The sequence below is a fragment of the Isoptericola sp. S6320L genome (assembly GCF_023015685.1).
Classification (GTDB): Bacteria; Actinomycetota; Actinomycetes; order Actinomycetales; family Cellulomonadaceae; genus Isoptericola; species Isoptericola halotolerans_A.
This window is the reverse complement of record NZ_JALKAT010000002.1, coordinates 1-18,332: the sequence shown is the minus strand read 5'-3', so window position 1 is coordinate 18,332 and position 18,332 is coordinate 1. Positions and strand designations below refer to the sequence as shown.

Below are 18,332 nucleotides of genomic sequence, written 5' to 3'. Positions count from 1 at the left end.
AAGCGCTTCTTCGCAAGACGAACCGCTTCTGCGTCCGGCGACGTCCGTCAGGGCAGCTCGGCGGGCTCCTTCATGCCCAGCGCGACGTGGCCGCCGAGCAGGGCTCCGAGCCCGGCGGCAGCGAGGCCGGCGGTCGAGAGCAGGACACCCGTGCGCTGGCGCCCGGAGCGGCGTGCGACCCAGGACGAGGCCATCAGGGCGTTGCCCACGCCGTTCGTCGTGGCGTGGACGGCCGCGACGCGTCGTGCGGACCGTGTCAGCGCGCGGTAGTCGGTCAGCCCCGTGACCACCGTGGGAACGGTGCTCAGCACGCCCAGCCCGACGAGCCGCCGTGCGGCTGTCGCGTGGCCCGGCGGGCGCGTGAGGTCCAGGAGCGCCGCGCCGACCCACAGGCCGACGGGGAGGTCGGTCAGGGCAGCGTGCAGCGGATGGCCCAGCGACCGTCCGCGCAGCTCGTCGTAGAGCGGCCCGGCGGTCGGTGTCACCTGGCGCGCGGCCCGCAGCACGACGCCGGACAGCCCGTCGGCCGACTCGCTGCGCTCCAGCCGCTCGAGCACGCCGGTCAGCGGTCCGCGCCGTCCGCCGGTCATCGCGACTCCACGGCGCCGTGTTCCTCCAGGCCCCGAAGGAAGGCCAGGACCGCGTCGCGCGACGGCGTCTCGGCCTCGCGCGCGCTGGTCATCAACCAGCCGGCCAGCACCCTGAGCGGGGTGTTGGTGTCGTTGGAGAGCCGGCGCAGGATCTGGAACGCGCCGTCGTCGTCGACCCCGAGGACCATCATGAGGACGCCCTTGGCCTGCTCGATGTCGCGCCGGCTGCGGGCCGCGGCCTGGATGGAGGCGTTGGCCTCCTCCGAGGCCAGGTGGCGCACGCTCGTCGTCAGGTCCAGCAGGTAGCCGGTGACCTCCGTCACCGTGCCGTCGTCGTCGCACCGCCCCCTGCCGACCGTGGCGACGACGTGGCCCTCGCCCTGGGCGTCCACGATGCGGTGGATCATCGCGAACGGCTCCTCGCTGCACCGTGCCTCGTCGAGAACCGCCTGCGCGTGCTGGCGGTCGTCGGGGTGGCTGTGCGCCAGGACGAGGTCGCTCGTCGGCACCACCTCTCCCGGCGCGAACCCGTGCATCTCGTAGACCACGTCGGACCACCACCACTCGTCGGTGGCGACCGTGACGCGGAACTCTCCGACCGAGGCCTGGTCTCCTCGGGACAGCACCTTCGCCAGTGTCTCGTCGTCCGGGACCGTCGTCATCTTCACTCCAGGAGGCAGGGTGGTGGCCGCTTCATGACCGCACTTCGACGCTACGCCCCGCAGCCCGGCGCGACAACATCGGACGCGGCGCGAGGTCGTCGGTTGGCGCGGTCGCCGGGCCGGGGCTAGCGTGGCGAGCGAGGTCAAGGAGCGGCTTCGGACTTCGTCCGGACGGAGACTGACCATGGCACAGACCACGGAACCGCTGACGACCACCGCGACCGATCCCTTCGTCGCCCCGCACCCGGACCAGGCGGGGCCGGTGACCGCCGAGGAGCTGGCGAGCACGCTCGCGGTGGGCACGGGGGTGCTCGTCGGGCGCTACAGCGTCGACCTGGAGACGGGTCGGTGGTGGTGGTCCGAAGAGGTCACCACGATCCACGGGTACGAGGCCGACGAGGTCTCGCCCGACCCCGACGTGCTGCGTCGCCACCAGCACTCCGACGAGCGGGAGCGGCTGGTGAAGGAGTCGCTGGCCGCCCTGCGCTCAGGACGTGCGTTCGCCTGCTCGCACCGCATCGTCGACGCGCACGGCCGCACCCGGGACCTCGTGGTCACCGGCCAGGCGCGGCGCTCGCGCGAGACCGGCGGCGAGCAGGTCGTCGGGTACATCGTCGACATCACCCCGGTGCGCAAGCAGGCCGTCGAGCAGCAGGTGAAGCGGGCCATCGACGCGGCCTATGTGTCCGCTGCCGCCATCGAGCGCACCAAGGGGGTGCTCATGGCGGTGCACGGCCTCGACGAGGACGCGGCCGAGGCCATGCTGGTGCAGCAGGCCGGCGCCACCGGCGCCGGGCTGCGGCAGACGGCCGCCCAGGTCATGACGCAGCTCGCCTCCGGACCCGGCCTCGGGCAGGACGCCTGCAAGACGGTCGACCAGACCTTCGACGCGGTCGTCCCCGACCGGCGCCCGCACATGCGCGAGGCCCAGCTGGCCCGGCGGCGCGCGAGCTGACAAGTAGCCCAGCGACGGCGCACACGAGACCGAGGAGGTAGGAGATGACGGACGAGCAGCGGGCCTTCCCCGCGCAGCAGCAGGACCCGCCGGGGTGGACGGGGCAGATGAGCCCGCGGCCCGACCACGGTGAGGAGAGCTACCGCGGGTCGGGCCGCCTGGTCGGACGGCGGGCGCTCGTCACCGGCGGCGACTCGGGCATCGGGCGGGCGGTCGTGATCGCCTTCGCCCGGGAGGGCGCGGACGTGGCGATCAGCTACCTGCCGGAGGAGCAGCAGGACGCCGAGGAGGCGGCGCGGTGGGTCCGGGAGGCCGGCCGGACGGTCGCGCTCCTGCCGGGGGACATCACCGACGAGGCCACCGCGCGGGCGCTGCCGGAGCGGGCGGCCGAGGCGCTGGGCGGCCTCGACGTGGTGGTGAACAACGCCGGCTTCCAGATGGCGCGCCGCGAGTCGATCGAGGACGTCACCACGGCGGAGATCGACCGCGTGCTCAAGACGAACCTCTACGCGCTGCTGTGGGTGACGCAGTCGGCACTGCCCTTCCTGAAGGAAGGATCGGCGGTGATCAACAACTCGTCGATCCAGGCCTACCAGCCGTCGACGTCGTTGGTGGACTACGCCTCGACGAAGGCGGCGATCAACAACCTGACGGTCAACTTGGCGGCCGAGCTAGGCCCCCGAGGGATCCGGGTCAACGCCGTGGCGCCCGGACCCATCTGGACGCCGCTGCAGCCCGCGACCCAGCCGGAGGAGAAGCTGGCGTCGTTCGGCCAGGACACCCCGCTGGGGCGCGCCGGCCAGCCGGCCGAGGTGGCGCCCGCCTTCGTGTTCCTGGCGTCCCCGTCGGAGGCGAGCTACGTGTCCGGCACGGTGCTGGGCGTGACCGGCGGCAAGCCGGTCTTCTGAGGAACCTGTCGCGCGATCACGCCGAGAGGGCGGCCCCTGCCACAGCGTGCCGGGGCCGCCCTCTGCGTCTCTCCGAGCCTCTCCGCGTGCTCGGACCGTCCGGACGACGGCCCTCAGGCCCAGGGGTCGAGCACGACCTTGATGCAGCCGTCCTCCTTGCGCTGGAACGTGGCGTACGCCTCCGGGGCGCGTTCGAGCGGCACCCGGTGCGTGCGCAGGTCGAGCACGCCGAGCGGGTCGGCCGCGTCCTGGGCCAGCGGCAGCAGGTCGTCGACCCACCGGCGCACGTTCGCCTGCCCCATGCGCAGCGTCACCTGCTTGTCGAACAGCTGCAGCATCGGCAGGGGATCGAGGGCACCGCCGTAGACCCCGGAGATCGACACGGTCCCGCCCCGGCGGACGAGGTCGAACGCTGTGCGCAGCGCGGCCAGGCGGTCGGTGGCGGCGCGCTCGGTGAGCGGCGCGGCGACGGCGTCGGGCAGGAACCCGACGGCCTTCTGGACCGTCTCCGCCGCGGGGGAGCCGTGCGCCTCCATCCCGACCGCGTCGATGACGGAGTCGGGTCCCCGCCCGGACGTGAGGTCCCGGACGGCTGGCACCAGCGCCCCGGCGGCCTGCGGGTCGAGCGTGGTGACCCCGTGCCGCTCGGCCATGGCGCGGCGTTCGGCGACCGGTTCGATGCCGACGACGGTCCCGGCCCCGCGGTGGAGCGCCACCCTGGCCGCCATCTGGCCGACTGGTCCGAGCCCGACGACCACCACGCTGCCGCCCTCGGGGACGTCGGCGTACTCCACGGCCTGCCAGGCCGTCGGCAGCACGTCCGAGAGGTAGAGGTAGCGCTCGTCCGGGGCACCGTCGTCGGGCACCTTGACGGGCCCGTAGTGCGCCTGCGGCACGCGCAGGTACTGCGCCTGGCCGCCGGGCACCTGTCCGTACAGGCGGGTGTAGCCGAACAGCGCCGCACCCTTGTCCTGCGAGCGGACCTGGGTCGTCTCGCACTGGCTCTGCAGACCGCGGGTGCACATCCAGCACCTGCCGCACGAGATGGTGAAGGGGACCACGACCCGGTCGCCGACCTGGAGGTCACCGGCGGCGGGGCCGACCTCCTCGACGACGCCCATGGCCTCGTGCCCGAGGACGTCACCCGCGTCGAGGAACATCCCGAGGACGCCGTACAGGTGCAGGTCGGACCCGCAGACGGCGGTCGACGTGACGCGGACGATCGCGTCGGTGGGTTGTTCGATACGGGGGTCGGGGACGTCCTCGACCGAGACCGTCTCGCGTCCTTGCCAGGTGAGCGCACGCATTCGTCTCCTCGTTCCGCAGAGGGAGCCGTGTGCCGCGCTTCTCGAGCACCCATCCACCTTGCGGCGGGACGCCGGTCGTTGCCACTCGGGCCCGGGTCGGTCAGGGCGTCACGAGGCCGTGACCGACCGCGCGCCTGCGCCCCGGGGTGACCTGCCGTCCTGCGCGGGGACGCCGGCGAGGAGGTCGTCCAGCCGCGCACGGCGCCCTGACGTGCTGCTCGTGGCGGCGTCCAACGCGGCCTCCGCGATCTCGCGCAGGGGGGTGTTCTGGTCGTTCGACGCGACCCGCATGACCTCGAACGCCGATTCCGGAGAGATCCGGTAGACGGCGGCGAGCGCTCCCTTGGCCTGCTCGATGACGCCGCGGCTGCGTGCGGACGCCCGGATCTGCTGGTTGGCGACGGCGCCGGCCCGCTCCTCGACCGTGGTGCTCACGTCCGTGGCGTACCCGTGCAGGACCAGCTCGCCGCCGTCGCTGACCGGCTCGACCATCCCGCCGACGACGACGGACCGCTCCGTGCCGTCCGCCCCGATCAACCGGTACATCGCGCCGAAGGGCTTGTCCGTCCGTCGTGCCGCGGCCAGGAACCGGGCCGTGCGGGGCCGGTCGTCCGGGTGGTGGTGGGCCAGGACGAGGTCGGTGGTCGGGACCACCTCGCCCGGGGCGAACCCGTGCAGGGCGTAGATGTCGTCGGACCACCACCAGGTCCGCGTCGCCAGGTCGAGCCGGTAACGTCCGGTCGGGCCCGCACCTCGTCGGCCACGTCGGGCGTCAGGTTCGTCGAAAGACACGCCGTGCTCCAGTCTGCGTCTCACCGTGGAGCCGCTTCCTGACTCACCAGGGAAAAAAGTACAGACCGAAACGGCCGAACGCACGTTTGACTGCTGCGCCGTGACCGTCCGCCGGGCGAGGCTCAGCCTTCCTGCGCCTCCTGGAGCACGGAGCGTGCCGTCTCCGTGACCGTGGTGCCGGTGCGCAGCGACCGCTCGACGAGCGCGTCGTAGGCCCGGGCCATGTCGAGGTCGAGACGTTCGGCCAGGGCGCCCTTGGCCTGCTCGATGACCACGCGTCCCGCCAGCGCGTGGTCGATGCGGCGGGCGAGCTCGTCCTCGCCGAGGGTGTCGGGCTGGGTCACCACCAGGGTGAGCATGTCCGCCACGGCCTGGGCGGCCCTCGCGGTCTCGGGCGTCGCCTCCAGGTCGTGCCGCGCGAAGATGTTCAGGCCGCCGACGACGGCGCCGCGCCACGCCAGGGGGAACGCGTGCACGCTGCGCAGCCCGGCGTCGACGATCTCCCGGCCGACGGCGGGCCAGCGCTCCAGGAGCTCCTCGCGGCCGACCGCGGCGACCGGCGCCCCGGTCACGACGACGTCGACGCAGGGGCCCTCGACCCGCTGGGCCTGGTACACCTCGAGATGGCTCGCGAGGTGGTCGGTGGCGGCGAGGACCTCCAGACGCCCGGCGCGGTCCGCCCTGACCAGGAGACCCCCGACGTCCCCGCCGAACGTGCGGGTGGCCTGCTGGGTGAGTCGCAGGAGCAGGTCCGTGACGTCGTGGCCGTGGACCAGCGCGGAGGCGGCTCCGGCCAACGTGTCGGTGGGTTCTTGCGGGGTCATGGCTCCTCGGTTCGGTCGTTGTCGTCCGACGGCTGGTCCTGCTCCTGGTCCTGGTCCTGCTCGTGATGCTGCTCGCGCTCCTTGCCCCGGTCGTGCGAGAAGGCCATCCGCCGCGCCAGCACGTCGTCGGCCACGGTCTGCAGGTCGGTGGAGCGGGCGAACGCATGGGCCCGCAGGACCGCCAGCGCGTCGTCGGGGTGGATCCGCAGCTGCGCCGTCACCATGCCGGTGGCCTGGTGGACGTGCGACTTCTGCGACCAGTCCAGGGCGTCGAGGTCGTTCATCAGGGAGGTGCCGACCGCGTCGGCGAGGAACTGGATGTCCGCGCTGCCGCGCGACAGCTGGCCGCTGGTGAGGTACAGGCTGAGGACCCCGACGGTCCGCACCCCCGCGTGCATCGGTACGGCGTAGACGGTGAGGGGCCCGCCGACGGCCTTGGCGGCCTCCTGGGCGAACGTCGGGAAGCGGTTCGGCGAGTCCTCGACGCGTGCCACGACGAGGCGGTCGTCGTGGATCGCCTGCGGCACGGGTCCCTCGCCGAGCAGCTCCTGCAGGGCGTCGATCTGCGCGTACGTGGTGGAGGTGCTCACGACCATGCGGTCGCCGGGCACCGACGCCACGGCGAGCGTGCCGCCGTGGCCGTCGACGATCTTGACGACGGCCCGGCACAGCCGGACGGCGAGCGGCTCCTCGGCGTCGGCCGAGGCCAGCGTCTGGGCGAGCAGACCCAACAGCTCCGTAGGGCTCAAACCAGCCGTCACCTCGTCTCGTCGTCAGCTTCAGTGTTCCATCATCGGCCCGTGCCGACGCGTCGGCACACGCCGGTCCGGGCGGAGGGCGGGTCCGCGGCGGCACTCACGGGCCGGGCAGCCGGTCGTCGACGATGTTCCCCGTGCCGTAAGCCACCAGCGAGCGCAGGACGGTGGTCGCGATCTCGCGTTCGGGGACGCCGCGCCGCCGGGCCGCGGACCGGATGAGCTCCTGCGCGGCCTCCTCGGAGCACCCGTTGGTCTCCATCACGGCGCCGACCGCCTGCTCGATGATCGCGGCGTGCGAGGCCCCGCGGAACAGGGCGCCGGCCGCGTCGTCCAGGTCGGCGAACTCGAGCTGCAGGCGCACCGCCCCGGCGATGAGCCGGGAGTACTCCTCGGCGGCGCCGACCAGTCGTTCGCCCCACGGACCGGGCGACCGCGAGTACAGGTTGAGCGCCACCGCGATGCCGGGTGCGACCGGCGACGGGACGGCCAGCGCCTTGACGAAGCCCGCCTCGAGGCTCTGCCGGCGCCACTGCAGCCATCGGTCCTCGTCCGCCACGGCGGCGACGTCCACCATGAGGCCGCTCACCATGGCGTCGATGCAGGGCCCGTCGTCCGCCATCGCCTCCGCCCGGTCGCACCGGGCCGCGTCGTCGCTGCTGCTCCCGGCGTGCACGGTGAGCCCGTGCTGGCGCAGGGTCACGCTCGCGTCCAGATCGTCGCCCAGCACCCCGGCGGACCGGGCGGCACACTCCTGCAGGTACCCCGAGAGGGTCATGGTTGCCTTCCCGTGGCGGGTCGCGCCACGCGAGCAGGCGTCCGTGACCGGTCGCCTGTCTCCACGGTACGCCCGCGGACAGGTCGTGCGGCCCGCCGGTGTGAATCGATACGATCGGCGCATGCGCAGGAAAGCCCTTACCCACCCCGCCGACGCCGATCGGGTCGACGGCGCCCGCCCGGTCCGCTCGATCCTGCGCCTGCTCGGGACGCAGCGGAGGCGGCTGGCGGTCGCCCTGTACGCCTTCACGGTCAAGGAGATCCCGCTGTGGTTCCTGCCGGTCATCACCGGTGCCGTCATCGACATCGTCGCCGACGGGGGCGCTGTGACCACGGTGCTGCTCTGGTTCGCGCTCGCCGCGGTGCTGCTCGCCCAGAACTACCCCCACCACATCGTCTACACCCGCAACTTCATGACGGTGGTGCGCGGGACGGGGGCGCGGCTGCGCAACGCGCTCGTCGAGCACCTGCAGGGCCTGTCGATCGGCTACTACGCCCGCTCCAGCGCCGCGCTGGTGCAGTCCAAGGTGGTGCGGGACGTGGAGAACGTCGAGCTGATGCTCCAGCAGGTCACCCACCCGCTGCTCTCCGCGGTCATGGTGCTCGCCGGAGCCGTCACGATGACGGCGATCAAGGTGCCGGAGTTCCTCCCGGTCTACGCGCTCGCGATCCCCACGGCCCTGGTGATCCGCCGCACGATGGCGAAGCGGTCACGGTCGCGCAACGAGCTGTTCCGCCGCGAGATGGAGACGTTCGCGACGCAGGTCGGGGAGATGGCCTCGCTCATCCCGGTCACCCGTGCCCACGGGCTCGAGCGCACGGCGACGACGCGGGTGGCGTCCGGTGCCGACGACGTGCGGCGCGCGGCGTTCGACCTCGACATGCTCAACGGGCGGGTCGCGTCGGTGTCCTGGGTGGCGATGCAGTTCCTCGGGGTGTGCTGCCTGGTGCTCGCCGCCGTCGTCTCCCTGACGGGGTTCATCGTCATCAGCCCGGGTGAGGTGGTCCTGCTGTCCACGTACTTCGGGCTGCTCACGCAGGGCCTGACCCAGGTCCTCAACCTCGTGCCGGTCACCGCCCGCGGCGTGGAGTCCATGCGCTCGATCGCCGAGGTCCTGGCCGAGCCCGACCTGGAGGCGAACGAGGGCAAGCGCGTCGTCGACCACGTCGAGGGCCACCTGCGCATCGAGCACGTCTCGCACCGCTACCCCGAGTCCGAGGCCGACGCGCTGCACGCCGTCGATCTCGAGGTACGTCCTGGCGAGACCGTGGCGTTCGTCGGGTCCTCGGGCTCGGGCAAGTCCACCCTGCTCAACCTCGTGCTGGGGTTCGTGCGGCCGACCGCCGGGAGGATCCTGCTCGACGGGCAGGACATGGCGGAGCTGGACCTGCGCACCGTCCGGCGCTCGGTGTCCGTCGTGCCGCAGGAGTCCGTCCTGTTCGAGGGCACGATCCGCGACAACGTCGGCTACGGGCTCGAGGACCCGTCGGACGAGCGGATCGCCGCCGCCCTGCGGGACGCGAACGCCTGGGAGTTCGTCAGCGCCCTGCCCGCGGGGTGGGACACGGTGGTCGGGCAGCGTGGAGCCCGGCTGTCCGGCGGTCAGCGGCAGCGGCTGGCGATCGCCCGAGCGCTCGTGCGCGACCCGCGCATGCTCTTCCTCGACGAGGCCACCAGCGCCCTGGACCCGGAGGCCGAGGCCACGGTGCGCGACGCGCTCGACCGCCTCATGCGGGGCCGGACGACACTCGTCGTGGCGCACCGGCTGTCGACGATCCGGCGGGCCGACCGCATCGTGGTGCTGGACCGCGGCCGGGTGGTGGAGGTCGGCGCGCACGCCGAGCTGCTCGCCGCGGGTGGCCGGTACGCGACGCTGCACGCGGCGCAGGAGGGCGACCTCAGCGCGTAGGCCGTCGGACGGCGCTCACCGGACGGCGAACGAGCGTTCGTCGCGCAGCGGGACCTGCTCGACCTCCACGCCGGTCACGTGCGCACCGTCGGGTCCGGTGCGCAGGAGCTCGAGCACCCGGTCCACGTCGGCTCGCTCGCCCTCCAGCGCCGCCTCGAGCGTGCCGTCGGTGCGGTTGCGGACGAAGCCGGCGACGCCCGCGTCGCGGGCGGCGTGCTCGGCGGCCGCGCGGAAGCCGACCCCCTGGACGGCCCCGCGGACGAGGACATGGACCCGGATGCTCACCGCTCCACGGTAGGGCCGCCACCGGCGGCTCGCGCGCGGCGGGGGTGGCGGTGTCGCCGCTCGCCCGGCCCCGACGTTAAGTTGTGCGCAATGAGATTGCGTGCCATTGTTTTCCCCATGCCCGACGCCGGAGCCTCCGCGGCCCTGAACCCGATGCTCTGCTTCGCCGTGTACTCGCTGGAGCGCAGGATCGGGCGCATCTACCAGGAGCTGCTCGCCCCGTGGGGGCTCAGCTACACGCAGTACATCGTCCTGACGATGCTCTGGGCGAACCACGACGTCCCGCTCACCGTCGGAGAGCTCGGACGCCTGCTCGACCTGGACTCGGGCACGCTGTCGCCGCTGGTGAAGCGGCTCGAGGCGCGGGAGCTCGTCGAACGTCGGCGCACGGCGGACGACGAGCGCGTCGTGTCGGTCTCGCTGACCGAGACCGGCCGAGGGCTGCGGGCCGAGCTCGCCGACGTCCAGCGGTGCCTGGCCGAGCGGATGCCTGGCCGGCGTGACGAGGCCGAAGAGCTCCTCGCGCGCCTCCACGAGGCGAACGACCGGCTGCCCCGCCGTATCGGGGCATGACGCACCACCACCCACGGACGGAAGGAACTCCACCATGCCCACCTCCATCGCGTACACCGCCGAGGCGCTCTCCACCGGCGCCGGCCGTGACGGACACGTCCGCTCCGACGACGGCCGGGTCGACCTCGACATGGCGATCCCCAAGCCCATGGGCGGCTCGGGGGACGGCTCGAACCCCGAGCAGCTCTTCGCCGCGGGGTATGCCGCCTGCTTCCACTCCGCGCTCCAGGCCGTGGCCCGCGCGCAGAAGGTGACCCTCGAGGACACCTCGGTCGGTGCCCGGGTGCACATCGGCCCGGACGGCCGCGGCGGCTTCGAGCTGGCCGTGGAGCTCGAGGTCGTGGTCCCGCACCTGCCCGCCGACCAGGCCCAGGCGCTCGCGGACGCCGCCGAGCAGGTGTGCCCCTACTCGAACGCGACGCGCGGCAACATCGAGGTCAGCGTCACCGTCGTCGAGGGCTGAGACGCGAGGTCGGACGGGCGGGCGGTCCAGGCGGTCGCCCCTCGTCCGGCCGCGTAGAGTACGGCGCGTGAATCAACGAGACGCAGGGATCGGCGCGGCCGCGCACAGCACCGACGAGCTGGCCCAGGGCCGGGTACGACTGCAGTCGCAGGACCGCTGGATCCCCGAGGGCATGGGGGAGGCGTGCCGCCGTGCGGCGGCCGAGGGCGTCGTGCTGCTCAAGAACGACGACGCGCTCCTGCCTGTGGGTGGGAGCGCTACCATCGCCGTCTTCGGTCGTGTCCAGCGCGACTACTTCACGGTGGGTTACGGCTCCGGCGGGGACGTGCGCCCGCCGTACCTCTGGAACCTCCTCGACGCCCTGCGTGCAAGCGACGCCGTCGAGGTCGACGCCGAGCTCGCCGCGCGCTACGAGGCGTGGTGCGACGAGCACCCCGTGGAGGCCGAGCCCGAGTGGGGCACCTGGCCCCGGTCGCACCCCGAGATGCCCCTGACGGCGGACGACGTCGCGGCGGTCGCCCGACGCACCCCGCTCGCGCTGGTGGTCGTGGGCCGGTCCGCCGGCGAGGCGCGCGAACAGGCGCTCGAGCCGGGCAGCTACCACCTCACGGACGACGAGCGCGACCTGCTGCACCACGTCTCGACCACGTTCGAGCACACGATCGTCGTCGTCGACACGGGCAACGTCATCGACCTCGCCTGGACGCGCGAGTACGACCTCGACGCCGTGCTGCTGGCGTGGCAGGGGGGCATGGAGTCCGGCCGGGCCGTCGTCGACGTGCTGACCGGCGTGGTTCCGGCCGGCGGCAAGCTCACCGCCACGATCGCGGACGCCTACGAGCACTACCCGAGCGCCGGGCACTTCGGCGGCGAGGACTTCAACGAGTACGTCGAGGACGTGTACGTCGGGTACCGGTACTTCGAGACCTTCGCGCCGGAGCACGTCCTGTACCCGTTCGGGTACGGGCTCGGCTACACCACGTTCGACGTCCGCAGCGCGGGCGTCACGGACGAGGGCGGGATCGTCGTCGTGCCCGTCGACGTCGTCAACACCGGTGCCCGCGAGGGGACGGAGGTCGCCCAGGTCTACGTCCGCGCGCCGCACGGTCTGCTGGGCCGGCCCGCCCGGCACCTGGCCGCCTTCGCCAAGACGCGGGTACTGGCGCCCGGCGAGTCCCAGCGGCTCGAGCTGCGGTTCGACCTGGACGACGTCGCCGCCTACGACGACGCCGGGGTCACCGGTCACCGGTCGGCGTACGTCCTGGAGGCCGGGCGCTACGAGGTGCTGCTGGGCACGGACGTGCGGTCCGCGACGGTCTGCGGCGGGGTCGACGTCCCGGCACTGCGGGTCGTGCGCCGGCTCAGCGAGGTCGCGGCCGTCCAGCCGCAGCACACGTTCGAGCGGCTCGTGGCACGCACCGGGGACGACGGCGGCACGGTCGCCGGGTACGAGGAGGTGCCGGCGTCCACGGTGTCCCGTCGTGACCGCGTGCTCGCGGACCTGCCCGTCCCGCTGGAGCGCACCGGGGACCGGGGCGTCACGCTCGACGACGTCGCCGGCGGCCACGCCAACCTGGACACCTTCCTCGCGCAGCTCGACGACGACGAGCTCGAGGCGCTGAGCCGCGGTGACTACGTCATGGACTCCGCGCTCGGCGCGCCGGGCAACGCCGGTGCGCTGGGCGGCACGGTCGCCTCGCTGCGGGGCAAGGGCGTGCGGGCGCTGACGACGACGGACGGCCCCGCCGGGATCCGGCTGGCCACCTACACCTCGCTGCTGCCCAGCGGAACGGCGCTGGCGTCCACCTGGAACCCCGCCCTGGTCGAGCGGCTCAACACGCTGCTGGCCCAGGAGATGGCGGTCAAGGGCTCGCACGTGCTGCTCGCCCCGGGCATGAACATCCAGCGCGACCCGTTGTGCGGGCGCAACTTCGAGTACTTCTCCGAGGACCCGTTGCTGACGGGGATCATGGGTGCGGCGACGGTCCGCGGGATCCAGCACGACGGGCTGGCCGCGTGCCCGAAGCACTTCGCGGCGAACAACCAGGAGACCAACCGCGAGCACAACGACTCGCGGGTCTCCGAGCGTGCGCTGCGGGAGATCTACCTGCGCGGCTTCGAGATCTGCGTCACGACCGCCGCGCCGCGGACGATCATGACCTCGTACAACAAGATCAACGGCACCTGGGGCCACTACCACCACGACCTGGTCACGACGGTGCTGCGTGGCGAGTGGGGCTTCGACGGCGCGGTGATGACCGACTGGTGGCTGCGCGAAGCCGTCGACCCGGACTTCCCGCAGCTGCGCAACGACGCCTACCGGGTGCGCGCGCAGGTCGACGTCAACATGCCGGGAGCGTGGGGGCGGGAGGTCCAGACCGGCGACGGGTCGCTGCTGGAGTCGCTCGGGACGCCGGACGGGATCACGCTCGGCGAGCTCCAGCGGACGGCGCGCAACGTCCTGCGCCTGGTGCTCTCGGTCCGGGCGCAGGAGCGCGGCTGAGCTAGGATCCTGCCCAGACGACACCGCTGGGAGGCGTGGAACGTACCGTGAGCAAGCCTGCGACATCCGCAGACAGCGACGATAGGCCGGGCACCGCCGGCGCCTGGACCGACGGCGGTGCCCGTTGCTGATCACCGTGGCCACGTTGCTCCTCGGCTTCGTGGTCATCGCCGTGGTGATCGCGGCGAACGGCTACTTCGTGGCCCAGGAGTTCGCCTACATGTCGGTGGACCGCTCACGGCTCGGCGCCCAGGCCGACGCCGGTGACGCCACCGCGGCGCGCGCCCTGGCCGTGACGCGCCGGACCTCGTTCATGCTCTCCGGGGCTCAGCTCGGCATCACCGTCACCGGCCTGATGGTCGGGTACGTCGCCGAGCCGCTGGTCGGCGAGAGCCTCGCCGAGATCCTCGGCGTCGTGGGCGTCCCCGCGGGGGTGAGCATCGCGGCCGGGACGGTGCTGGCGCTCGCCGCCTCGACCGTGCTGCAGATGATCTTCGGCGAGCTGTTCCCGAAGAACCTGGCGATCGCGGACCCCGAGCCCCTGGCGCGTCGGCTCGCCCGGTCGACGCAGATCTACCTCGCGGCCTTCGGGTGGCTGATCACGGTGTTCGACCACGCCGCCAACGCGCTGCTGCGGCTGATCCGGATCGAGCCGGTGCACGACGTGGACTCCAGCGCGACGGCGCGCGACCTCGAGCACATCGTGGCGGACTCGCGCCAGAGCGGCGACCTGCCCGAAGACCTGTCGATGATGCTCGACCGGATCCTCGACTTCCCGGGGCGCGACGTCGAGCACGCGATGGTGCCGCGCTCGCGGGTGGACTCCGTCGACGAAGATGCCACGGTCGGTGAGGTCCGGGCCCTCATGGCGGCGGCGCACACGCGGTACCCGGTGACCTCGGCCGAGGACCAGCCGGTCGGCGTCGTGCATCTCCTGGACGTGCTGGCGGCGCCCGACGAGGACCTGCCGGTCTCACGGATCATGCGGCCGGCCATCGTCGTACCGACGCTGATGAGCCTGCCGGACGCCCTGGCGGAGCTCGCCGCGGAGCACGACGAGCTGGCGTGCGTCATCGACGAGTACGGAGGCTTCGCGGGGATCCTGACGCTCGAGGACCTCGGCGAGGAGATCGTCGGCGAGCTCACCGACGAGCACGACGTCGACGCCGACGAGGTCGTCGAGCCCGACGGCCCGCACGCGTGGCGGATGGACGGTGACGTCCACCTCGACGAGGTCGAGCGTGCCATCGGCCACGACCTGCCGCGCGGCGACTACGAGACGCTCGCCGGTCTGCTGATCGCCTCGTCCGGGGGTCTGCCCGAGGTCGGGGAGTCGATCGACGTCCAGCTGCCGGTCGACCCCGCGGACCTTGCCCTGGAGGAGCCGGTCCGGCGCCTGCTGCACGCCGAGGTGCTCGAGGTCGACCGACGGGTGCCGGCCGTGGTCCGCGTGTCGCTGGACGCTCCCGGCGACGGTGAGGATGACGGTGAGCGCGACCCTGACGGTGACCGTGACGGACGGGAAGGTGCCCGATGAGTGACGCGTGGATCGTCGTCCTGGCCACGACGGGGCTCATCGCGCTCAGCGCGTTCTTCGTCGTCATCGAGTTCGCGCTCCTCGGCGCTCGGCGGCATCGCCTGGAGGAGGTCGCGGCGTCGAGCCGTGGCGCTCGATCAGCCCTGCGGGCCTCCCACGAGCTGACCGTGATGCTCGCGGGCGCTCAGCTCGGCATCACGGCGTGCACCTTCGCGCTCGGTGCCGTGACGAAGCCGGCGGTCGACTACTGGCTCGCGCCGATCCTCGCGTCCTGGGGGCTGCCCGGCTGGTTGGCGGACTCCGCCTCGTTCGCCTTCTCGCTCCTGCTGGTGACGTTCCTGCACCTGGTGGTGGGGGAGATGGCACCCAAGTCGTGGGCGATCGCCCACCCGGAGCGAGCGGCGATCCTCGTCTCCCCGCCGGCGCGTGCGTTCGTGTGGGTGTTCCGCCCGCTGCTGCTGTGGATCAACCAGGTCGCCAACCGCCTGGTGTCGGCGACCGGTGTGCGGCCGGTGGACCGGGCAGCCGTCGGCGGGCAGGACGCGGCGACGATCCGCCATCTCGTGGAGCACTCGGCCGAGGTCGGGACGATCGACGCCTCGATCCGCAGCCCGCTGTCCGGAGCGCTGGACCTCACGGCCCGGCCGGTCTCGTCGTTCCTGACGCCCGGTGCGCCCGTGACGGCCGTCCCGCCGACGGCGACGGTGGCCGACATCCAGGAGATGTCGCGGGCATCCGGGCACCTGCGGGTCCTGGTCCGGGCCGACGGCGGCGGTGCGCCGGACGTCGTGCACGTCCGGGACACGCTCCTCGAGCCGCTCGACCGCCGGGCACGTGAGCTGGCGCGGCCCGCCCACGTCGTGCGACCTGACCTGCCGGTGCACGAGGCGCTGACCGGGATGCGACGCGCCGGCGAGCAGCTCGCCGTGGTGATGGACGGGCCGCTTCCGCTCGGCGTGGTCACCCTCGAGGACGCGTTGCGCCACGTGATCCCGGGCTCCAGCTCCGGCTCCTAGCTGTAGCCGTCGCGCCACGCGGGGTCGGACGCCGCGGGACCAGGCCCGGCGTGCAGGGCGTGCAGGGCGAGCGTGAGATCGACGAGGTCCCGCGGGCGGTCCACGCGGCGTCCGGTGAGGTGTTCGATCCGGCGCAGGCGGTTGGTCACGGTGTTGCGGTGGCAGCCGAGCCGTCGCGCCGCCTCCTGAGCCGAGCCGTCGGTGGCCAACCAGACCGCGAACGTGTCCAGCAGGGTCTCCCGGTCGTGGCCGGCGCGGCCGAGCGGGCCCAGCACCTGGTCACGGACCTGGCGGGCGAGGGTCGGGTCGACGCTCAGCAGCGCCGCCGGCAGGTGGTCGGCCAGGCGGACCGCTCCGCCGCACGGCGGGCACAGCCCCAGGGCCGTCTCGGCCTGCCGGCGGCTGTCGGCGAGGGCGGTCAGCCCGTCCACGGGCATCCCGACGCCGAGGCGCACCCCGGCGGGGAGCGGGCCGAGCTCTGCCGGCCCCGCGGCGTCGGAGCCGGCGTCGAGCAGGACGATCCCGAGCTCGACGGGCTGCGAGCTGTGCCAGTGCAACCGGGCGGCGCGGCGGGCGACCGTCGCGCGGCCGGCCGCGCGAGCTGCCGGACCTCGTCCCTCGAGCGCGACCACCTGGTAGCGGCCCGCGACCGGCATGGCGAGCGCGGCCGCGGTCGGCCGCAGCTCGGCCAGCAGGCAGGAACCGTCCAGCAGGGCGGAGACGGCGCGGTGCCGTGACCAGAGGCCGTCGCGCCGGGCACCGGCGCGCGGGGCAGGCGGCGCGGTCAGAGCGGTGACGTCGGCCATGGATCCTCCTCGCGGACGACCCCGGCGTCGTCCCACCAGGCGACAGCATGACATACCGCCTGGTCGGTCTCTAGGGCGAGGTCGGCCCCGTGGCCGGGGGTACCTGCCGCGCGAGCTCCACGCGCGAGCGGACACCGAGGGCGACGAAGATGTTGCGCAGGTGGCAGTCGACCGTCCGGACGCTCACCGACAGGCGTTCGGCGATCTCGCGGTTCGTGTCCCCGGCGGCGACGCGGCGGGCGATCCGCAGCTGGTGCGGCGTGAGGCCGGTCAGGTCCCCGGGAGCCGGGCGGTGCTGCGCACCCCCGGCGGCCCGCAGCTCGGTGCGCGTGCGGTCCGCCCACGGGTCGGCGCCTGCGCGCTCGAAGAGCCGCAGGGCGTCGCGCAGGCGGTCCCGGGCATCGCTCGGACGACGACGGCGACGCAGCCGGCTCCCGTGCAGCAGCAGCGTCCGCGCGGCCTCGAAGGTGCCGCCGGACGCGAGGTGCGACACGTGCGCCTCGTGGAACCGTGCGTCCGCATCGGCGTCGGAGGCGGCGAGCAGGGCGGCGCAGCGCAGCAGCAGGGCCGGCGACTGCGGGTCCGACGCGGACCGCCCCCACGCGGTGAGCTCTGGCATCGCGGCCCGAGCCGTGGCGCGGTCGCCCGCGCCGACGGCTGCCTCGACCAGCGTCGGCAGCACCAGGCCGCGCAGGGCGAAGTGGGCCCCGCCGTCGGACGGGGCCAGGAGTGTCACGAGCCGGCCGGCCGCGTCGGCGGGGCGGCCCTCGACGAGCTCGGCCCGGGCGAGCGCCCACTCGGCCAGGGTGACCGGCTGGGCGAGCCCGTGGCGGCGTGCCGTCGACAGGGCGGCCGTGGCGTGTCGCGTCACGTCGCTCAGCGGTCCCTGGACCGACGCCGTCAGGGCCAGCACGGCGTGGTGGTGGGCAGCGGTGTTGGCGCGCGACGACCGCTGCGCCGCACGCAGCCCGGCCAGGGCGTGCTCGCGCGCCTCGGCGTGTCATCCGGCCCTCAGCTCGGCGTAGGCCAGGTGCTCCGCGGCCCGGGCGACCAGCGCGTCGTCGCCGGCCGCCCGGGCGGCGGCCAGCGCGCGCGAGCCCGCACGGCAGGCGTCCGGGACGTCACCGGTGAGCAGCGCCGCGGCCGCCGCGAGCAGCAGAGCCTCGGGCTCGTGCCCGGTGAGCGCGGTGCGCACCACGCGCCGCAAGGGTCCGGCGGCCTCCGCGGAGCGGCCGCGCAGCAGCGCCAGCAGACCGGCGACGTAGTCCTGCGCCGTGCCGTCGGGTGCCCCGAGCGGTGCCCCGTCATCGGGCAGCCCGGCCGCGGCGGTCAGCGCCTCGACGCACGCGGTGCGGTCCCCGGCGGTCCATGCGGCCGCGGCGGCGGCCTGGACGGCGGTCAGCGCCGGCCCGGGTTCTGCGACGAGCGCCGAGCGCGCCAGGCGGAGGCTGGCGTAGGCGTCGAGCGCGGGGCCGTCGGCCTGGAGGCGTAGCCCACGGGCGAGCTCGGTCCGCCCACGTGCCGCTGTGCTCTGCATGCCGTGAGGCTAGGACTGCCGGTCGCCGGCGCCACCGCTGCGTGTGCCGGCTCACCGGGGTCGTGCAGCAACGGTGTGCCGCGGCACAGGGCACATGGCACACGCCGGCGGGCGGACGCACCGGTGCGTCCG

Annotated in this window: 19 protein-coding genes; 8 read left to right on the top strand and 11 right to left on the bottom strand. The window is 73.7% G+C overall.

Translation table 11 applies throughout. The annotated features are described in order from the left end of the window. Positions 1 to 47: 47 nt before the first annotated feature. Together MWU57_RS01565 and MWU57_RS01560 are read right to left on the bottom strand one after the other, a co-directional pair. Positions 48 to 590: a DUF2231 domain-containing protein gene (locus tag MWU57_RS01565; protein WP_246906872.1), complete on the bottom strand. Its 543-nt coding sequence runs from the start codon at positions 588 to 590 to the stop codon at positions 48 to 50. Next, positions 587 to 1,252, bottom strand: coding sequence for a PAS and ANTAR domain-containing protein (locus tag MWU57_RS01560; RefSeq protein WP_165800073.1), 666 nt, complete (start codon positions 1,250 to 1,252; stop codon positions 587 to 589). Before MWU57_RS01560 ends, MWU57_RS01565 begins: the two co-directional genes overlap by 4 nt. Before the next feature lie 184 nt (positions 1,253 to 1,436). Here MWU57_RS01560 and MWU57_RS01555 point away from each other — a divergent pair, with 184 nt between their 5' ends. Together MWU57_RS01555 and MWU57_RS01550 are read left to right on the top strand one after the other, a co-directional pair. Next, positions 1,437 to 2,207: a PAS and ANTAR domain-containing protein gene (locus MWU57_RS01555; protein ID WP_106269763.1), complete on the top strand. Its 771-nt coding sequence runs from the start codon at positions 1,437 to 1,439 to the stop codon at positions 2,205 to 2,207. A gap of 44 nt (positions 2,208 to 2,251) precedes the next feature. Beyond that, entirely contained in the window at positions 2,252 to 3,115 is an 864-nt protein-coding gene (locus MWU57_RS01550) for an SDR family oxidoreductase (protein WP_246906871.1), read from the top strand. A 113-nt stretch (positions 3,116 to 3,228) separates the two neighbouring features. Here MWU57_RS01550 and MWU57_RS01545 read toward each other — a convergent pair whose 3' ends face one another. From MWU57_RS01545 to MWU57_RS01525, 5 genes are all read right to left on the bottom strand, one after another. After that, positions 3,229 to 4,422 carry an alcohol dehydrogenase catalytic domain-containing protein gene (locus tag MWU57_RS01545; RefSeq protein ID WP_246906870.1) on the bottom strand — a complete coding sequence of 398 codons (1,194 nt, stop codon included), beginning with the start codon at positions 4,420 to 4,422 and terminating at the stop codon, positions 3,229 to 3,231. A gap of 108 nt (positions 4,423 to 4,530) precedes the next feature. Further along, positions 4,531 to 5,214 carry a PAS and ANTAR domain-containing protein gene (locus tag MWU57_RS01540; RefSeq protein ID WP_165800072.1) on the bottom strand — a complete coding sequence of 228 codons (684 nt, stop codon included), beginning with the start codon at positions 5,212 to 5,214 and terminating at the stop codon, positions 4,531 to 4,533. Positions 5,215 to 5,336: 122 nt separating this feature from the next. Continuing rightward, entirely contained in the window at positions 5,337 to 6,038 is a 702-nt protein-coding gene (locus MWU57_RS01535; RefSeq protein WP_246906869.1) for a GAF and ANTAR domain-containing protein, read from the bottom strand. Then, on the bottom strand, positions 6,035 to 6,799 hold the full coding sequence (locus tag MWU57_RS01530; protein WP_246906868.1) for a GAF and ANTAR domain-containing protein: 765 nt from the start codon (positions 6,797 to 6,799) through the stop codon (positions 6,035 to 6,037). The genes MWU57_RS01535 and MWU57_RS01530 overlap by 4 nt, the downstream gene beginning before the upstream one ends. Positions 6,800 to 6,893: 94 nt before the next feature. Then, positions 6,894 to 7,571, bottom strand: a complete 678-nt coding sequence (locus tag MWU57_RS01525) for an ANTAR domain-containing protein (RefSeq protein ID WP_246906866.1) — start codon at positions 7,569 to 7,571, stop codon at positions 6,894 to 6,896. A gap of 121 nt (positions 7,572 to 7,692) precedes the next feature. On the opposite strand from MWU57_RS01525, the gene MWU57_RS01520 reads away from it, so the two are divergent. Continuing rightward, a complete protein-coding gene (locus MWU57_RS01520) occupies positions 7,693 to 9,480 on the top strand; it encodes an ABC transporter ATP-binding protein (protein ID WP_246906864.1) in 1,788 nt (595 codons plus the stop codon). A gap of 15 nt (positions 9,481 to 9,495) precedes the next feature. Here MWU57_RS01520 and MWU57_RS18280 read toward each other — a convergent pair whose 3' ends face one another. Beyond that, positions 9,496 to 9,765: an acylphosphatase gene (locus tag MWU57_RS18280; protein ID WP_106269756.1), complete on the bottom strand. Its 270-nt coding sequence runs from the start codon at positions 9,763 to 9,765 to the stop codon at positions 9,496 to 9,498. Positions 9,766 to 9,882: 117 nt separating this feature from the next. Here MWU57_RS18280 and MWU57_RS01510 point away from each other — a divergent pair, with 117 nt between their 5' ends. From MWU57_RS01510 to MWU57_RS01490, 5 genes are all read left to right on the top strand, one after another. After that, positions 9,883 to 10,338: a MarR family winged helix-turn-helix transcriptional regulator gene (locus MWU57_RS01510; RefSeq protein ID WP_246906862.1), complete on the top strand. Its 456-nt coding sequence runs from the start codon at positions 9,883 to 9,885 to the stop codon at positions 10,336 to 10,338. 34 nt (positions 10,339 to 10,372) lie between these two features. Next, positions 10,373 to 10,801: an organic hydroperoxide resistance protein gene (locus MWU57_RS01505; RefSeq protein ID WP_246906860.1), complete on the top strand. Its 429-nt coding sequence runs from the start codon at positions 10,373 to 10,375 to the stop codon at positions 10,799 to 10,801. 67 nt (positions 10,802 to 10,868) lie between these two features. Continuing rightward, positions 10,869 to 13,304 (top strand): glycoside hydrolase family 3 protein, encoded by a 2,436-nt coding sequence (locus MWU57_RS01500; protein ID WP_246906858.1) that lies wholly within the window; start codon positions 10,869 to 10,871, stop codon positions 13,302 to 13,304. 127 nt (positions 13,305 to 13,431) lie between these two features. Continuing rightward, positions 13,432 to 14,841 carry a hemolysin family protein gene (locus tag MWU57_RS01495; RefSeq protein ID WP_246907116.1) on the top strand — a complete coding sequence of 470 codons (1,410 nt, stop codon included), beginning with the start codon at positions 13,432 to 13,434 and terminating at the stop codon, positions 14,839 to 14,841. Beyond that, on the top strand, positions 14,838 to 15,857 hold the full coding sequence (locus MWU57_RS01490; protein WP_246906856.1) for a hemolysin family protein: 1,020 nt from the start codon (positions 14,838 to 14,840) through the stop codon (positions 15,855 to 15,857). Before MWU57_RS01495 ends, MWU57_RS01490 begins: the two co-directional genes overlap by 4 nt. On the opposite strand, the gene MWU57_RS01485 is transcribed toward MWU57_RS01490, so the two are convergent. The 3 genes from MWU57_RS01485 to MWU57_RS01475 form a co-directional block, all read right to left on the bottom strand. Next, positions 15,854 to 16,663: a CdaR family transcriptional regulator gene (locus MWU57_RS01485; RefSeq protein ID WP_246906854.1), complete on the bottom strand. Its 810-nt coding sequence runs from the start codon at positions 16,661 to 16,663 to the stop codon at positions 15,854 to 15,856. The two genes, MWU57_RS01490 and MWU57_RS01485, sit on opposite strands and share 4 nt — an antisense overlap. A 70-nt stretch (positions 16,664 to 16,733) precedes the next feature. Then, positions 16,734 to 17,576 (bottom strand): helix-turn-helix transcriptional regulator, encoded by an 843-nt coding sequence (locus MWU57_RS01480; protein WP_246906853.1) that lies wholly within the window; start codon positions 17,574 to 17,576, stop codon positions 16,734 to 16,736. A gap of 87 nt (positions 17,577 to 17,663) precedes the next feature. Next, positions 17,664 to 18,200: a hypothetical protein gene (locus MWU57_RS01475; RefSeq protein WP_246906852.1), complete on the bottom strand. Its 537-nt coding sequence runs from the start codon at positions 18,198 to 18,200 to the stop codon at positions 17,664 to 17,666. Between the last annotated feature and the right edge of the window lie 132 nt (positions 18,201 to 18,332).

Excerpts from the sequence above, each read along its gene's own strand:
- MWU57_RS01565 (WP_246906872.1), bottom strand. The coding sequence starts at position 590 with ATGACCGGCGGACGGCGCGGACCGCTGACCGGCGTGCTCGAGCGGCTG.
- MWU57_RS01560 (WP_165800073.1), bottom strand. The coding sequence starts at position 1,252 with ATGACGACGGTCCCGGACGACGAGACACTGGCGAAGGTGCTGTCCCGA.
- MWU57_RS01555 (WP_106269763.1), top strand. The coding sequence starts at position 1,437 with ATGGCACAGACCACGGAACCGCTGACGACCACCGCGACCGATCCCTTC.
- MWU57_RS01550 (WP_246906871.1), top strand. The coding sequence starts at position 2,252 with ATGACGGACGAGCAGCGGGCCTTCCCCGCGCAGCAGCAGGACCCGCCG.
- MWU57_RS01545 (WP_246906870.1), bottom strand. The coding sequence starts at position 4,422 with ATGCGTGCGCTCACCTGGCAAGGACGCGAGACGGTCTCGGTCGAGGAC.
- MWU57_RS01535 (WP_246906869.1), bottom strand. The coding sequence starts at position 6,038 with ATGACCCCGCAAGAACCCACCGACACGTTGGCCGGAGCCGCCTCCGCG.
- MWU57_RS01525 (WP_246906866.1), bottom strand. The coding sequence starts at position 7,571 with ATGACCCTCTCGGGGTACCTGCAGGAGTGTGCCGCCCGGTCCGCCGGG.
- MWU57_RS01520 (WP_246906864.1), top strand. The coding sequence starts at position 7,693 with ATGCGCAGGAAAGCCCTTACCCACCCCGCCGACGCCGATCGGGTCGAC.
- MWU57_RS01510 (WP_246906862.1), top strand. The coding sequence starts at position 9,883 with ATGCCCGACGCCGGAGCCTCCGCGGCCCTGAACCCGATGCTCTGCTTC.
- MWU57_RS01505 (WP_246906860.1), top strand. The coding sequence starts at position 10,373 with ATGCCCACCTCCATCGCGTACACCGCCGAGGCGCTCTCCACCGGCGCC.
- MWU57_RS01490 (WP_246906856.1), top strand. The coding sequence starts at position 14,838 with ATGAGTGACGCGTGGATCGTCGTCCTGGCCACGACGGGGCTCATCGCG.
- MWU57_RS01485 (WP_246906854.1), bottom strand. The coding sequence starts at position 16,663 with ATGGCCGACGTCACCGCTCTGACCGCGCCGCCTGCCCCGCGCGCCGGT.
- MWU57_RS01475 (WP_246906852.1), bottom strand. The coding sequence starts at position 18,200 with ATGCAGAGCACAGCGGCACGTGGGCGGACCGAGCTCGCCCGTGGGCTA.